This is a genomic window from Paenibacillus rhizoryzae, assembly GCF_059686995.1.
In genome coordinates this window covers 53,603-70,747 of sequence record NZ_JCAALT010000006.1, presented here as the reverse complement: position 1 = coordinate 70,747, position 17,145 = coordinate 53,603, and the positions used below count along the sequence as shown (strand labels likewise).

The window sequence follows — 17,145 nt, the reverse complement described above, 5'->3', positions numbered from 1 at the left end:
CTTTGCTTCTCCACACATTCCATGTTCGGGAGGTAACGATCTTGTTCAAACGTTATATACCTATCCTGATGACCCTGGCTCTTACGGTGTCATCTTTTTTATCGGTTTTTACTGCCCCTCGGCAGGCTGAGGCAGAGGATTTGCCTGCAGCTGCATCTGTTTTTGAGCATTTCATTACGCGTGACGGCGATACATTGAAGGACGGCGGGGCTGCGTTCCGGTTTATTTCGGCCAACGTGCCCACGCTTAGCATGATCGAGGATATTTATTGGCGGATTCCGACGGCATGGGAGCAGGAGGATGCCTTCAAAGCGCTCGTTCAACTGGGCGGAACGGTAACGCGGCCGTATGTACTTTCCGTGAAGAAAGCGGATGACACGACGGAGGAGCGGGCTGTTAGGGGACCTGCCGCGCCGGGCGGTCCGCTGCAGTTTAACGAAGAGGTGTTCAAGGCGCTGGATAAAATGCTGCAGTTGGCCAATCAGTACGGCGTGCGCATTATTCTGCCATTCGTCGATCAGTATCAGTGGCAAGGCGGCATTAAGGAGTACGCGGCTTTTCGCGGTAAGAGCGAAGCGGCCTTCTGGAGCGATCCGCAGCTGATCGCAGACTTTAAGTCGGTCATTGCTCACGTGCTGAACAGAGTGAACAGCTATACCGGTGTGGCGTATAAGGATGATCCTGCGATCCTCGGCTGGGAGACTGGCAACGAGCTGGTACCGGCGTCACAAGCATGGACCCGCGATATTGCAGCTTATATCAAGAGCCTGGATACGAATCACTTGGTCATTGACGGCAAATATGGCATTGACGATGCTTCGCTGGATGATCCCAACATCGACATCGTATCCAATCACTATTATCCGGACCATTATTCCGATTACGGCGCGCAGGCCAATCTGGATATGGGCAAGGCGCGCGGCAAGAAAGCCTTCATCATTGGCGAGTTCGGCTTTAAGCCGACGGCGCAGGTGGATGATTTCTTGAGCATCGTGGAGGAAAGCGGTGCGAGCGGCGCTATGATCTGGAGCATGCGCATGCATAATCGTGACGGAGGCTTCTACCCGCATACGGAGAGTGTGAAGGATGGCGTCTTCTACGGCGCGTATCGCTGGCCGGGCTTCCCTTCCGGCGATGGCTTCGATGAGACGAATCTGCTGCGGACCCTTAGCAAACATGCTTATCACATTCGCGGCATTGACGAAGTTCCGCCGTTGCCGGTTCCAGATGTGCCGCATCTGCTGCCTATCGGCGAGGTCTCCACGATATCGTGGCTCGGCTCTGTCGGAGCCAGCTCGTATACCGTTGAACGTTCGGATGCGGCGGATGGAACGTGGAGCATTGTCGGCGACGGCGTATCCGATGCGGTTGAGGGAGAAACACAGCTGTTCCATGATACGTCAGCCGTAACCGGCTCGTCCTATTACTACCGATTGAAAGCGAATAATGCATCCGGCTCATCCGATTATTCGAATGTGGTCGGTCCGGTTGTTGCCAAACATGTCATTAAGGATGTCATGCGCAATTTCTCGAAGCTGTATGACTATTCGACCGATTTGGAATTCGAAGCGAAAAACCCGGCTCGATTCGGCGGTGATCCTTCGCGATTGAAGCAGCTGGAAACCTCGCAGGAGCAGTACATTACGTACGCGCTGCCGACATCTGACTCCGGTGTGACGGGGCTGCAGGTGAAGGCGACGGCTTATATTGACCCTGAGAAGCTGGCTTCTTCCGCTTATAGCGTGTTCACGTCGGCAGATGGAGAGTCCTATGAGGCACTTGAAGTTACGCCAGTAGATAACGGCGGCCCGTGGCATCAGATTCAGTATTCAGGCAGTCTGCCGGAAACGGCGAAGTTTGTAAGAATCGTGTTCCCAAGCGACTACAGCGCCTCTGAGCTTGGTGAAGTGGCAATCGAGTACGGCACGGACGGCAGCGCGCTGATCTTCCCGGATTCCATCCAACGTCCGGAACTGGATAACGGCGTGCTGATCGATGATATGAACAATTTCGTCAAAATGAATGCCCGCAGCATTAACCTTAGTTTCAGCACCGACAACCCGGATACGTATTTTGGCGGCGATAACAAACGACTTACCCGCAGTTCCGATACGGAGGAGTTCTTCCAGTATAAGACGAGCGGCGACATGAATTACTTCAAGCTGCTTACGTATGCAAGGCAGGATCCAAGCGCGTATCTCGTGGGGGATTTCAAGTTCTTCACGTCAGCGGACGGTATTAGTTTTACGGAATACGGCACGGCCGTGAAAGCAAGCAAAGGCGGGGACGGCTGGTGGACGCGCACCGAATATACGGCCTACAAGCTGCCAGCGGGAACGCGGTATTTGAAGGTTCAGTTCCCGTTAAGCCAAGCGGATCAAACCTGGAACCCGCAAGTGAGCCGAATTGCCATTGGCGTAGGCGACGAGCAGCTCGAAGCACCGCCTGAGCTGTCGAAGAGCCAGCTGATCGACGGGTTTGAAGGTTATAGCGGTTCGAGTGCCGCTCTTCGCAGCGCCTATGCTGTGAACGAGTCCGGTTCGCCGATTACGCTCACACTGGATTCCGCGCATAAGAACGAAGGCGACTATGGCTTGAAGCTGGAGACCTCCATGAGCCAAGGCTGGGGCGGCCTCGAGATGGCGCTTGATAATGCCGACTGGTCTGGGAACAGCGGTATCCAGTTCTGGGTTCAGCCAACCGGCGCGGATATGGGCGTTACGCTGCAGCTAACAGAGGGACTGGATACGGCAGGCGAGGTGTGGAAGACAGACCTGCGGATTTCCGGCACCGACCCGGTTCTCGTACAGGTACCGTTCAGTAAGTTCTATATTCCGCAGTGGTGGAAGGATAGTCATCCATCGCAGGGCAATGGCATGATTGATGCCGGTAAGGTGGCATCCTTTGGGCTTTACGTGGACGGAGCGCCGGCGGAGAATTATGTGGTTTATTTTGACAGTATCAAGCTGTATCGGCTTCCGACTATCGACACCTTCGAATCGTATGATGGAGATAATGCACGTCTCCAAGCAGCTTATACGCCGAATGCCGGCGGAGACGCATTGAGTCTGTCGCTCTCTCCGGATGTGAAGGCCGGCGGAGATTATGGACTGCAGCTGGATTATGCACTTACCGATGCGAAGGGTTATGCAGGCGTTTCGAAGAACATGGAAGGCATCGATTGGAGCGGCAACAATGGCATCGAGCTGTGGTATAAGCCTGATGGCCGAAATCGCGGAATCACGGTGCAGTTCAAAGAAACAAGCGGCGAGTATTGGGAAGCGAAGCTGCGCGTGCCGGGCGATGAAGCAAGACTTGTGCGAATCCCGTTCCATGCCTTTGCCAGACCGGGTTGGAACGCGCCTGTCAATGGCGTGATCGACCTGGCTTCCATTGCAGAATTCTCACTCTATGTGGAGAAGGGCGGCAGCGGAGCGGGTGAAGGGACGTTGTATTTTGATTCCATTCAAGTTGCTAAGATCGGCAATATCGAAGGCTTTGAGTATTATCAGGGCTCGAACAATCTAGCATCTGCTGCGTATGTGAGTAAAAGCGACGGCGATGAGATCGTTGCAAGCTTGGATGCTGCGCATAAGTCTGAAGGCGATTACGGCCTCAAGCTGTCCTACACGCTGACGGATGAGAAAGGTTATGCCGGCGTTACCAAATCGCTTGGCGGAATGAATCTGGCCTCCGGCGGCAACGCCGTTTCACTGTGGCTCCAATCGGATGGCTCGCAGAACGGTGTCACGCTGCAGTTGAAGGATGCGGATGGCGACTATTGGGAAGCGCAGCTGTTGCCTAACGGAACGGAAGGCGCTGTATACGAGGTACCGTTTAGCGGTTTTGCACGTAACCAGTGGTCGAGCGGAGACGGCTTGCTCTCCTTGTCGGCGCTGACGGAATTCTCGATTTTCGTCAACAAGGGTGCGGGCTCGGCAGGCAGTCATGTGCTCTACGTTGATGATTTGAAGCTCGGCAATGTACCCATTATCGACAACTTTGACTATTATGGCGGGGGCGAGCTGCTTGCGCAGAAAGCCTACACGAGCAATACGTGGGGCGGTCCTGTTACTCTGACGCCGGACAGCGAGCATAAGGAAGCAGGCAAATACGGGCTTCGTTATACGTATACGTTGACTGCGGCTACGAACTTTGCCGGTATGACGAAGAACCTGAATGGCATGTCATGGGCAGGCTACGATGGTGTCTCTTTCTGGCTGACACCGGACGGATCGGGCCGCAAGCTGACCATTCAATTTATTGAACCGGACGGTGAAGCATGGGAGGCTTACCGCGTTCTCTCCGGCACGGAGGCAGGCGTCCTGAAGCTTCCGTTCTCCGAATTCCGGCATGCGCCTTGGAATACGAAAGGCAATGGCATCATTGATCTAGGCTCCGTCTCAGAGTTCTCGCTGTACATTAATCAAGGAGATGGACCGGTAGGCGAAGGTACGCTCTATGTCGATTCGATTGGCGTATATCATGGTGCGGTGGACCCGGAGGATCCGGATGGCGACGGCAGTGGAACGGGTTACGTTTATGTACCGGATCAGCTGCTGCAGAGCCAAGAGAAACTAAGTGACGCTGCTGTGAAGAACGGTACTAAGGATGGCAAAATTTCTGTTACGCTGCAAGGCGGTAAGAATGAATTGCTGATTCCTGCGGCTTTGGCGAATACGTTTGGGAGCCACACCCTTGTGGTGGACGCTCAAGGAGTGAAGACTTCTATCGCACCTGAGGTGCTTCAAGCTTTACTATCACAAGTGGAGCCGAATGCACGGGGGGAAGCGACGATTTCTCTCCAAATTGCAACGAAGGATCAGAATACCGACGGGGCTCCTTTGCAAGAGGGTTATCTGTTCGAAGGTAAAGTCTATCAACTTGAGCTGACTATCGTAACGAAGGACGGGAAGCAGCATAAGCTGACGAAGTTCGAGAAGCCTGTCATTCTTACTGTACCGGTGAATGTTGAATCGGCAGAACACCCGGAGCTTCTGGGCATCTACTATTTCAATTCAACTTCCGGCGCTTGGGAGTATGTAGGCGGACAGGTCGATAGGCAAGGGGGCAGCATCTCTGCACCGCTCTCTCATTTCAGCACCTACGCTGTTATGACGTATAAGAAAGTGTTCAAAGATCTGCCAGCTGCACACTGGGCATATGCAGCTGTAACAGAAGCTGCGGCACATCATCTGGTGAAAGGTGTTACTGTTGATCGTTTCGCACCGGCACAAGCGATCAGCCGTGCGGAATTCGTTCAACTGATGGTGAATACATTACAGCTATCGGCAGCCAATAGCACGAAACAGATCTTCGCCGATGTTGCTTCCGATGCGTGGTATGCGGATGCGGTCAATGCCGCATACGAACATGGATTCATTCAAGGCAGAAGCGCTGCGTTGTTTGCTCCACAAGCAACAATCAGCCGTCAGGAGATGGCGGTGCTGATTAACAGACTGCTGGCTTTCGGCGGATTGCAGCCAGCTGCCGGTAACTCTACTCCAGCTTCGGAGCCGCAGAAGTTCGCTGATGCGGAGCAAATTGCTTCATGGGCGAAGGATGACGTGAATCAAGCTGTTGCTTCCGGACTGATGAAAGGAACCGGAGATCAGCAATTCTCGCCACTTAGCACAGCTACTCGTGCAGAAGCTGTACAGGCGATTATTAATCTCGTACATCTGTTAAAAGCATAACAAATAGGCCGGTTGCGTTCTGCGCAGCCGGCCTATTTGTGAGATGACTATCCCGATTGATGCAATTTCGGACAAGGGTATCCGTTTTCCGGTAGAAATTCTTTGCAAGTATGCGGTCTTTTAATGCTATTATATTATCAAAGCAACTTAGAAGGACGATTGCCGTAATGCAGAGCCGTATTATCAACGGTGCACATTGATTAATAAGACTAAGGAGCAGTTTGCCGGTGGCAACTGCTCCATTTTTCAATTATACGAACGGGTAGTAGAGCACTAATAGGATAGGTATCCCAAAAATAGGCTTGATTCGGTTTTAAGCTAACAGGCAGGAGGGTTGAATATATGTCTACTCCTATCATAGCCACCAAATTTTATATCCCCATGCCTCGGCCGGAGGCGGTTCTCCGCCCACGATTGACCGAAAGGCTCAGCAGGGGTTTTTACCGCAAGTTTACCCTAATCTCCGCACCAGCGGGCTATGGCAAAACGACTTTAGTTTGCGAATGGCTCGCCAATTGCGGAAGGCCTGTAGCATGGCTGTCGTTAGAAGAAGGGGACAACGAACTTACGCGCTTTTTAACCTGCATGGTCTTAGCGTTAAAGACAATTGAGGAGAATATAGGAAAAGGCGTACTTGATATGTTTCAACTTCCCCAACTGCCGCCGACCGAGTCGATTCTGACTGCTCTTCTTAATGAGATTGCAGCCATGCCGGCTCCTTTCATGCTTGTTCTTGACGATTATCACGCGGCGAATTCGAAACCGGTCTCCGATGCCATGTGCTTCATTCTTGACCATCTTCCTGTTCAGATGCACCTTGTCATGACGACCCGCGAGGACCCGAGTATTCCGCTCGCTCAATTGCGAGCGAGGGACCAATTGACCGAGATACGAGCAGCCGACATGAGATTTACTCTCTCCGAATCCGAAGATTTTTTGAACCGTATCATGGGTCTTAACCTGTCCATGGATAAAATAGCCTCGCTGGAGTCACGCACCGAAGGCTGGGTTGCGGGTTTGCATTTGGCTGCGATCTCCATTCAAGGAGACCATGACGCCGATCGGCTTATTAAGACTTTCACCGGCAGACATCATTTCGTGCTAGATTATCTTGTTGAAGAAGTCCTGCGGCGGCAGCCTGGAGCCGTTCAAAGCTTTTTGCTGCGGACATCGATCCTTGACCGTCTGTGCGGGCCTCTTTGCGATGGCGTTATGCTCGATCCTACGGTTTCCAGTGAGAAAACTTTAATGGATCTTGAACACAAGAACTTATTCATCGTGCCGCTGGACAATGAACGGCGGTGGTATCGCTATCACCATTTGTTTGCCGATTTACTCCGCAAAAGGCTGCAGGAAAGTCTCGATGGAAGCAATATCGCGGAATTACATAAACGAGCAAGCGACTGGTATGAAAATAATGGTTTCGAAATCGAAGCCTTTAGCCATGCAGTGGAATGCCAAGACATCAATTGCGCCGCGCGTCTGCTTGAAGGCAAAGGAATGCCGCTGCACCTTCGCGGGGCTGTTCGCATTTCTCTTAACTGGCTTGAGTCATTGCCTGCCGCTGAATTGGATGTCAGACCTGCCTTGTGGGTGATATATGGTTCAGCGCTTCTGATTACGGGCAAGCTGACCGGCATCGAACACAAGCTGCGAGCGGCAGAGGTGGCACTGAAAGGTGTGGAACAAGACGTTCGCATCAGGGACCTGATTGGACTGATTGCGGCGACTCGGGCAACATTGGCATCACTGGTGTTGATCGGCAATCCACACAGTGCTGAAAGAAAATTACAGGTAGCCGAAGCGGTAATGCAAAGCACGGAACACGATGACAAGACCGATGAGCTTGTCGGACTGATTGCACCTGCAAGTGATGTATGGATAAGCGGAAATCAAGGAATTGAGCATGTTATTATTCAATCACGCCGTGCGTTGGCGTATCTGCGACCGGATAATATTCCCGTTCGAACAGCAGCCGCTTGGATGCTGGGCGTCGCTTGCCAGCGAAGCGGAGATCATTCCAACGCTCGTGAAGCCTATTACGAAGTCATTTCGAATAGCCTTAAGATCGGTCATCAACTAATGGCTGTAATGGCCATGATTGGGGTAGGGCAAATAGAAGAAGCTGAAAATCGGACCAGTTTAGCGGAGGAATGTTACCAAGAGGCTCTGCGTCTGGGCGGTGATCTACCGATTCCAGCTCTCCGTGAAGCACAACATGCTTTGGAACGTGTGAGCAAACGCGGGAAGAGCAACCTGATCGAACCGCTCAGCCAGCGAGAAATGGAAGTGCTCGAGCTCATAGCTAAGGGGTTCTCGAACAGAGAAATCGGAGAGAAACTCTTTTTGGCCTTGGACACGGTCAAAGGGCATAATCGCAGGATTTTTGAAAAGCTTCAGGTGCAAAGACGTACGGAAGCGATCGCACGTGCCAGTGAGTTAAATTTATTCCCCAACACCCGTAAACCACACTAAAGTGTCTTCATGCCCCAATCCTCTTCGAGCTATACTTCTCCTAAATTAGCAAAGAGGAGATAAACATGAAAAAAATCGCAAGAGTGGCAGGGGCATTGTTTCTGATTTCGACGGGTGCTTACTTGATAGGAAACGGACTTCTGGATCCGGTTCTAAATCGCCCGGATTTTCTCGCCAAACTGTATCCAGACCGAACAAACGTGGTTTCCGGATCGATTTTGGAGTTGATAAACGCCTTAGCAGTAGTGGGGATTGCTATGCTTCTGTATCCCATCTTAAAAAAGCATAACGAAGCATTTGCGCTGGGATACTTCGGATCCCGTATCATGGAGTCTACACTGCTTATCATTAGTGCAATAGGTCCGTTTGTACTTATCGAGCTGAGCAAAAATTACATTTCCGTAGGCACTCCCAAGGGTTCGTACTTTGAAACGATAGGAAATTTATTGGTAGAAGCGCATTCTTTGCTCTTCCAACTAGCCATGATCGTGCTCAGCTTAGGCAGCGTGTTGCTTTGTAATGTCCTCTATCGATCGAGGTTGGTTCCACGATTTTTGTCAGTCATCGGTTTCTTCGGGTATGCGGCATTGTTGGTGAGCGGATGTCAGGCGATCCTCGGCCAAGAAATCGAGCCCATCCTATATGTTCCGGGAGCAATATTCGAAATTGTGTTTCCCGTTTGGATCATTGTTAAGGGATTCAACCTTCGCTCGGAGGAAAGCCCATAATATTGCCAGATGGCAGCAGAGCATACAAGTACGAGAAAGCGGTACGGTCACGGGTTTGATTAATCCCTTGACCGTACCGCTTTATATTTTGCTTATACTTTGAAGAAATTGATGTTCTTGTTGAGCTCTTCCGACAGATGTGCGAGCGTCTGCGAGGAGCTTGCTGTTTCTTCGGCTGCCGCAGCGGATTCTTCGCTAGCTGCTGCGATCGTTTCAACCGCACGCATGACCTCTTCGGATTGTGCAGCTTGCTCTTCGCTGGCTGCCGCGATTTCTGTTACTTGATCGGCAGTCTCGCTAACCATGCGTACAATGCTTTCGAAGGTTTGTCCGGTTTTGGATGTTTGCAACGTCGCATGCTCCATCGCTCTTAAGCTTTGATCGGTATTATGCTGCATGCCTTTAATGATTTCGGCAATTTGCTGCGTAGCTTCGCTGCTGCGCTCTGCCAGTTTGCGAACCTCATCGGCAACAACGGCAAACCCGCGTCCTTGATCTCCGGCGCGTGCCGCTTCAATGGCAGCATTAAGGGCAAGCAAGTTGGTTTGTTCGGAGATTTCGTCGATAACCTCAATAATTTGACCAATCTTCTGTGAATCTTTTTCTAGCAATTGCATCTGGGCCGATAGATTTTCCATACTCTGCACGGATGCACTAACCGTATCGCTGCCGTCTTCAGCACCGCGTTTTGTTTTGTCGGACAGCTCCGCCACGACTGATGCTTTGTTCGCGACATCGTTAACGGCGATCGACATTTCACGTACAAGCTCACTAATCACTTGGGCCGATTCCGCCTGCTCGGTGCTTCCCTTAGCTATCTCTTCCGTCGTAGCGGAGATTTCTTCGGAAGCCGCCGCAACGCTCTGTGCGGAGGAGACGGTATGGCCGATAAGCTGGCGTAAATTATCCATCATATCGTTAAAAGCCAGCGCAAGCGTGCCAAGCTCGTCCTTGCTCTTGGCGACAGCTTGATCGCGCAAATCGCCTTTAGCCGCTTTGGTCGCCACATTCAGAATGGAGCGGATCGATTTGACCATGGACTCGGAGATAAGAAGTGCAAGCCCGATGCCTGCCGCTACTGCAAAAATACCGAATCCGATAATGAGTGATTTACCGACTGCATTCGTACGTGCCGCGCTGTCCACTTCGGCTTTTACCCCGTCATTATTAAACACAATCCAACGCTCGAAGTCGGCCGTTACCTTCTTGCGCTGCGGAGTCAATTCATTTACCAGCTCATATCCCTTATCAGGATTATTGTCTTTTCTGGCTTGTATAATAGCCGGCAGCTTGTCGGCATAAGCTTGTATGTTAGCGCGTAGCGAGTTGAAAATTTCAGTTTCCTCCGGTGAAATAAGGAGATGCTCATAATCGGCAAGCTCTTTCATGGCTTTAGCCATGCTGTCATTGATAGTTTGTTCAATAGTTGCGATTTGGGTCGGATTGCTTTCCAGATTGATTTTATTGACATTTACGCGTGCTTCCATGAAGTCATCTTTAATGACCCCAATATTATTTAGACTCGGCAACCAATTGGTTTGAACGATGGAACTGGATTTTTGAAGCGATCCCATTTGTACAATAGCAAGTACCCCGATCCCGGTCAGCAGTGCAAGGATGGCAAGAAAGCTGGACATCAGTTTGACGCGTATGGACAATTTCACATGTTTCACTCCTGTTTGATAGGATTAGGTTTATCTTTGATACTAAAGATACAGGGAAAGTGTTAAAACAAATGGGTAAAAACTATTTGATTTCTGTATGGAATTGGGCGAAAACAGGTTCATTTCACGATCAAATGCTAGGAAAGTGCGAGGCGAAGTCCAACTGAATTATTAGGCTAGTTCAAAGTATGAACAACGGCCTTAGCCTGAATAGATGAGCAGCAAAGTCCGTACCGGATCAATGAAAATAAGCTATTTAGTAGAAGAGAAATCACAAGCTGCGAGATCTACTATTATAATTAAAGTTATCATTGACAATGAGAATCATTATCGATTATCATTGTCAATATTGATTGAGAGTAATTATCATTATCAGGGAGAGTGGTCATGTGTTTTCCAAAGTTTTAACACGTTCAGTATTAGCGGCATCGGTGCTTCTTGCTCCGTTAGCAGCAGAGGCAGGTCAAGCTGCGCAAGCGGCAAGTTCGTCTATCGGTGTAACTCTCGATGGCAAATCGGTTTCGCTGGATGCCGCACCTAAAGTGATCAACGGCAGAACGCTCGTTCCATACAGCAGCCTCGTTCAAGCGCTTGGCGGTCGCGCAACTTGGGATGCGAAGAATAAGGCTGTCTCGGCTGTACAAGGCGGCGTTACGGTTAAACTAACCGTTGGTTCTGCTTCCGCATACATAAACGGTGATTACAAAGCATTGGAATCTGCACCGCTCATTTCTGGCGGCAAAACCTATGTACCGCTTCGATTGATCTCCGAGGCTTTTGGCAAATGGGTGACTTACAATAAGAACCTCAATTCCGTTGCAATCAACAGCACGTTGACAGTAACGACTAGCACCGGTCCGTTTACATTGAAGAAGAAACCGAGCCGCATCGTAACGCTTTCTTCCTCCGATACGGAAATTATCTATTCACTCGGCAGCAAGGTTGTCGGCCGTTCCACTGCTATTGGCAAAGTATTCCCTTCTGAAGCGCAGTCTGTTCCGGAAGCAGGCAGCTCGCACGGTATTGATTTCGAGAAACTGGCTACTTTGAAACCGGATCTCGTTATTGCAAGCCCTGCACTTAAAACACAACGAGCGACAATCGAGAAACTCGGCGCACAAGTGATGTTCAACTGGCACAACTCTTATACGGAAATTCAAGCTTCGATCAAACTTTACGGACGCATTCTTGGTCAAGAATCGAAAGCAGCGCAGCTGATTGCTAAGATGAACAGCGATGTTGCAGGTTTGAAAAAACCGGATAAAGCACCGAAAACGTTGATCGTTTACGGCGCACCGGGCAGTTTCGTTATTGCGCTTCCTACCAGCTACCCGGGCAATTTCTTGGAGCTTGCAGGCGGTAAGAACGTAGCTTCCTCGTTCAAAGGAATGGATGGCATGCCGCAATATGCGGAGCTTAGCCTTGAGCGGATCGTTGCTGCGAACCCGGACATTATTCTATTCATTACACATGGTGATGCAGCAGATGTGAAAGCGAGCTTCAAGAAAGAATTCGAAACAAACGCGGCTTGGAAGAGCCTGCCTGCCGTGAAGAATGACAAGTTCGAAGTGCTGCCTTCCGATCTCTTCGCTGCAAACCCAGGTATCAGAGCACCGCAAGCGATCGAAACAATCAACAAATTGCTTCTAACGGTGGACTAATCCGATGGCTACAATCGTAACCGGACAAAGAGCGCAAGAGGTGCGGACCCCGAGAAGTATTCGCAGAGGCAGTGTACTAATTATTAGTCTTGTCCTGCTGCTGCTTGCAGGGTTGTATGGCTTGATGTCAGGCTCAATTCCGATTCCGGCGCGCGAGGTGTGGAGCTCATTGCTTCACGCCTCCGACTCGGAGTCGAGGCAAATTGTATGGAATCTCAGGCTTCCGCGTGTACTGACCGGCATGCTTGCAGGAATCTGCCTCGCTATCTCCGGCACCTTCCTGCAAGGTGTCTTCCGTAATCCGCTGGCTGATCCCGGTATTATCGGTGTTTCCTCCGGCGGCGGGCTTGCGGCTGTCGTTATTATGATTTTGTTCCCCGAGAAAATCGCTTATTTACCCATCGCGGCTTTCCTTGGCGCATTGACTGCGGCAGCAGTTGTGTATGCCCTTTCGTGGAAAGGCGGCGCTTCACCCATGCGGCTGATTTTGGCGGGCGTTGCGGTAAATTCGCTGCTAGGCGCAGCGATGACGGCGCTGATGATTTTGAACAGTGAGAAGGTTCAATCCGTTCTGCCTTGGATGTCAGGCAGCTTGAACGGACGAAGCTGGCCGCATTTTCAAACATTGCTGCCGTATGCCGTTATTGGCATCATCGCTTCGATCTTCTTGATTAAAACGGCTAACCTGCTCGTCCTTGGTGACGATGCCGCTAAACTGCTAGGAAGTCGAGTTGAAATCGGACGATTGCTTATTATTTTGCTGTCTACGTTCCTGGCGGGTGCTTCGATCAGCATCGTGGGGATGGTCGGCTTCGTCGGCCTTGTTGTACCGCATATCGTACGGCTGTTAGTCGGTAATGACTATCGAATTTTACTGCCTATTTCAGCAATTGGCGGGGGAACGTTGGTTATGGCGGCGGATACGGCTGCGCGCAGCTGGTTTGATCCGATCGAATTCCCGGTAGGTATTTTACTTGCACTTCTCGGTGCACCTTTCTTCCTCTATTTGCTTAGGAAAGGGGTCAAACGATGAATCCTGCAATAACTGCCGATCAATTGAAGTATGGCTATGAGCGTTCTGCTCCGATCGTAAACGGCTTCAATCTTAAAGTTGCTGCCGGGGAATGGCTCGGCATCGTCGGTCCTAACGGCTCGGGGAAATCGACCGCTCTGCGCATGTTGGCAAGACTTGCTGCGCCTCAATCAGGTAAGATTGAATTGGAAGGTCGAGATCTCGCAGGGATGGATAACAAGTCCGTTGCGAGAACGATGGCAATGCTTGCGCAAACCCAGGAAGGTGCCTTAGACATTACGGTGCGTGACCTGGTGCGCCGTGGACGTAATCCGCATCTGAAATGGTATGAAGAGTGTAGAGGCGAGCACGAAGAAGTAGTGGATTGGGCTTTGCAGGTTACCGGCATGACGAGGCTGCAGCATCGTTCCCTGTTGGAATTGTCGGGCGGAGAACGGCAGCGTGCATGGCTTGCCATGTGTATGGCACAGACGCCGCGGATTCTGCTGCTCGATGAACCGACGACCTATTTGGATATTGCGCATCAATTGGAATTGATGGAGCTGATCCGCAGCATGAATCAGGATCAAGGCATTACAGTTGTGATGGTCCTGCATGATTTGAATCAAGCGGCACGTTTCTGCGACCGAATTGTAGCGATGAAGAACGGGGCGATCGTTAAGCAAGGAACGCCGGGAGAAGTATTCCGCGTGGAGTTCTTCCGCGAGGTATTCGGCATCGAAGCCAAAGTTTACAACGATGACGGTGTTCCGGTTTATTTGCCAAGCGGTATTGTAAACAAACAGCCTCATGAAGCGACAGCATAAATTTGAGTTATAATGAGGAGGAGATTCGATTGGCTAAAGCAGCATTAAGCACCGAATTGGTACGAGAATTCGTAGGCGCAGCACACGCGGATTTGAATAAGGTCCAAACTCTGCTTGCGCAAGAACCTGCTTTGTTGCACGCCTCCATGAACTGGGGAGGCGATGATTGGGAGACCGCACTCGGAGCGGCATCGCATGTTGGACGCCGTGACATTGCAGAGTGGCTGTTGTCCAAAGGTGCACGGATCGACTTGTTTGCCGCAGCTATGCTTGGTGAACTGGAAGTGATCAAATCGACGCTTACCCGGTATCCGGAATCGATTCATGCGCGTGGACCGCACGGCATTACGCTCCTGCAGCATGCCATGATCGGCGGCGAGCAAGCGAAAGAGGTTGTCTCTTATTTGAAATCACTCTTGAATATCGATGTGAAAGGGAGTAAAACGATGATCGTAGTGGAAAATCGGATTGAGGTTCGTGCCGGCTTTGCAGAGGCGGTATTGGAACGCTTCAAGACACCTAAGAGCGTACATACATTCCCTGGATTTGTCCGGATGGATGTTCTGCATGCAGTCGTTTCCGAAGAAACGGAAGAGATCCGCGTTTGCACAACATGGGAGAAGGAAGAAGACTTCCAAGCCTGGGCTAACAGCGATTCTTTCCGTCATGCACATACACGCCGCGAGGGAGCACAAGGTTCTCCTCACGGTCAAGGGCAAGGTCATGGACACGGCCAAGGACACGGCCAGCCGGCTGCCGAAGCTGCAGCAGGTCCGATCGTAGGCAACAAAGTGACGATCTATCAAGTCGTGGTCTCGCATCTGCCAGAGTCCGCGCCAGTTGAATCAGGCGCTAACTAATGCAGCAGCGAAAAGAAGCCTCCAAGCGGCGGCTTCTTTTCGTTTGTGCTCGTTTGAATCGTGAGAGTAGGAAAAACCGACTCTCGGTGCCCAAACCGCGGCGAATTGAAGCTGAGAGTCGTGAAAACCGATACTCAGTTACCACCCACCCACCCACATTGCCCCGGGTTATTATGATGAGTTTGAAATAGTAGATATAATCGTAAGCACTCTATAGCGACTATTCCGCTTTCACTCTCCGGCTATGAGCCCCTTTACTGCAAACTCGACTATTTCGTCGTATCGAGGGCAGCTTACCTCCGATAACTAAAAGAAAGGCTGCCCTAGTCATCGAAGATGGCCGGGACAGCCCTTCATACGTACTACCACATCTCTTTTACTTTAATTACCCACACTTGAGTTTGCTTATCCGTTAGTTTGAGGACGCCGTTAGCATCGTACTCACCAACGCCGAAGTCGTTATCATTAGCGATAACCAGCGTGTTCTTGTTCAACACGGTCAAACCTTCGAATTTCTCGAACGGATAATCGAGCTTCGTCAGATCCACGACCAGCTCTTTCGGTGCAGTTGTAACGCTCAGTGCTTTCCAATCCGACGTACCTTCAACGTTTCCGCTAACAGCGGCGTTGTTAAGGATGTTCGTGGCTTTCGCCAGGTCAATGCGGTAGACGCGTTTGATTTGCGCTGCCGCTCCTTCATTCTTATCGCGCTCATCAACGAGCAGGACATCGTCGGACAAGGCTTGAAGATCGGAGATAACAACGTCTTTCTGCGAAACGTTTACGAATGATTTTGCATCCTCGGCAACATACACATATTCGCCTACAAGCTTCTTGGTGGCTAAATCCATTTTCAGTATGCGCAGATTGCGTGAGGCTTCGCCTGTCGCTTTATCCGGCACAGCCATCGGGCTTTGAATGGAAGCATAGAGGAATTTGCCATCCGGGCTGATCGTAACGCCTTCGAATCCGCGGTTGACGATCCGTTTCGCATAAACGGCAGGGATCGATTCGATGACCGGAATTTGTGCGTTCGCGAGCTTCGCTTTATCGCCCACCGGAACATAGCGGCTGATAATGGTGCCGTCACGTTTCAATTGAATGAGTGATGGGCGGTACTCGTCGGACATCCAGAACGTATCATCCGTCGGGTTATAGGCGATGCCTTCGGGATCGAGTCCATCCGGATCAAGCGGCAGCAAAGTTTTGCCCGTATTGTCGTATGATTTCTCATCGGAGGCGATGTTGCTTAGGCCGGTTGTGAAACGGCTGCCCGAAACGACGCCTTTTGCACCCTCAGGGAGCAGAAGCTTGTTCGTCTCAAGGATGTTCACGGAGCTGCCCTCAAGCTTGATTTTATAGAAACGAGGCACATAATCCTGTACCGGGAATGTACGGTTAACCGTCTTATCGATTGTAATTTGGCCGTTTGGTCCACGGTCTGCTAGCGTATAGAAGACATTGTCCGGATCGCCCGGCAAATGGGCCAGACCGGAGAAACCGCCTTCCTTCAAACCGAGTCCAAGGCTCGGAGGGTTCGTCCATGTGTACTTGCCGGCAACGTAAGGATACGCGCGCAAAGTTACTTTCTTGCTGGTGCTGTCCCAAGCCACTTCTTGTCCAAGTGCCTCGCCCATTACTCTCACAGGCAGGTATAGGCTGCCATTGATCGTTACCGCATCTTTATCGAGCTTCACTTCGGTATCGCCAGTAAACAGCTTGATCTGGACTGCCAGGGCTTTAAGTGCTGTATCGGCTGCTTGTACAATTTGCGTACTGCCGATAGCGATGCAAGCAGCGCCTGCAACGGCAACCCATTTCTTCGTTACAGCTTTCATTCTCATCTCTCCTCTATTATACATGCTGGCTTAGCCATATATCTGATCAGCATAGAGGAGAAGGATTAAGGTAATATGATAGTTACTTGAAGAAATTGTAAAATGGGGCTTTGTCTTCTTGAATCGGAAGGTCTGGAAATGATTACAGAAACTCTTGATTCAGTATTGGAAGAGGAGTATGTGGAAGTGGATTTAGCTTTGTATAAGGCCTGGCTGCAAGTTATCAATAATCTGGAAAACCGATTATAAGTTAGTGGTAAATATCCTATTGGTACACATAGAAGGAGAGCCTGCCGAGGCTCTTCTTTTTTATATCGATATCGATCCATAAGCTTGTCATGCTAGTCTGCATAATTGTCCAAGTCCTCTCATAGACATAGTACA

At 50.6% G+C, this 17,145-nt stretch carries 9 protein-coding genes and 1 pseudogene; 8 read left to right on the top strand and 2 right to left on the bottom strand.

The window, feature by feature from the left end:
- Positions 1 to 41 precede the first annotated feature (41 nt).
- The 3 genes from AC6ESO_RS18515 to AC6ESO_RS18505 all read left to right on the top strand — a co-directional run bounded on the left by AC6ESO_RS18515 (position 42) and on the right by AC6ESO_RS18505 (position 8,899).
- On the top strand, positions 42 to 5,696 hold the full coding sequence (locus AC6ESO_RS18515) for a CIA30 family protein (protein WP_497092640.1): 5,655 nt from the start codon (positions 42 to 44) through the stop codon (positions 5,694 to 5,696).
- Positions 5,697 to 6,038: 342 nt separating this feature from the next.
- Complete coding sequence (locus AC6ESO_RS18510; RefSeq protein WP_497092639.1) at positions 6,039 to 8,171, top strand: helix-turn-helix transcriptional regulator; 2,133 nt, start codon at positions 6,039 to 6,041, stop codon at positions 8,169 to 8,171.
- Between the two features lie 65 nt (positions 8,172 to 8,236).
- Entirely contained in the window at positions 8,237 to 8,899 is a 663-nt protein-coding gene (locus AC6ESO_RS18505) for a DUF4386 domain-containing protein (protein ID WP_497092638.1), read from the top strand.
- Positions 8,900 to 8,991: 92 nt separating this feature from the next.
- On the opposite strand, the gene AC6ESO_RS18500 is transcribed toward AC6ESO_RS18505, so the two are convergent.
- Entirely contained in the window at positions 8,992 to 10,563 is a 1,572-nt protein-coding gene (locus tag AC6ESO_RS18500; protein ID WP_497092637.1) for a methyl-accepting chemotaxis protein, read from the bottom strand.
- Between the two features lie 389 nt (positions 10,564 to 10,952).
- Here AC6ESO_RS18500 and AC6ESO_RS18495 point away from each other — a divergent pair, with 389 nt between their 5' ends.
- The 5 genes and pseudogenes from AC6ESO_RS18495 (at position 10,953) to AC6ESO_RS18475 (ending at position 14,923) form a co-directional block, all read left to right on the top strand.
- Positions 10,953 to 12,224 (top strand): ABC transporter substrate-binding protein, encoded by a 1,272-nt coding sequence (locus tag AC6ESO_RS18495; protein ID WP_497092636.1) that lies wholly within the window; start codon positions 10,953 to 10,955, stop codon positions 12,222 to 12,224.
- A 4-nt stretch (positions 12,225 to 12,228) separates the two neighbouring features.
- The gene (locus AC6ESO_RS18490; protein ID WP_497092635.1) at positions 12,229 to 13,257 is read left to right on the top strand and encodes a FecCD family ABC transporter permease; all 1,029 of its coding nucleotides are present in this window, start codon (positions 12,229 to 12,231) and stop codon (positions 13,255 to 13,257) included.
- Entirely contained in the window at positions 13,254 to 14,063 is an 810-nt protein-coding gene (locus tag AC6ESO_RS18485; RefSeq protein WP_497092634.1) for an ABC transporter ATP-binding protein, read from the top strand. Before AC6ESO_RS18490 ends, AC6ESO_RS18485 begins: the two co-directional genes overlap by 4 nt.
- A 29-nt stretch (positions 14,064 to 14,092) precedes the next feature.
- Positions 14,093 to 14,479 (top strand): annotated as a pseudogene (locus AC6ESO_RS18480) (ankyrin repeat domain-containing protein); the annotation flags it as partial.
- Between the two features lie 30 nt (positions 14,480 to 14,509).
- Positions 14,510 to 14,923: an antibiotic biosynthesis monooxygenase gene (locus AC6ESO_RS18475; RefSeq protein ID WP_497093004.1), complete on the top strand. Its 414-nt coding sequence runs from the start codon at positions 14,510 to 14,512 to the stop codon at positions 14,921 to 14,923.
- A 362-nt stretch (positions 14,924 to 15,285) separates the two neighbouring features.
- Here the strand turns inward: AC6ESO_RS18475 and AC6ESO_RS18470 are convergent, their stop codons facing one another.
- Positions 15,286 to 16,761 carry an esterase-like activity of phytase family protein gene (locus tag AC6ESO_RS18470; RefSeq protein ID WP_497092633.1) on the bottom strand — a complete coding sequence of 492 codons (1,476 nt, stop codon included), beginning with the start codon at positions 16,759 to 16,761 and terminating at the stop codon, positions 15,286 to 15,288.
- Positions 16,762 to 17,145: the final 384 nt, after the last annotated feature.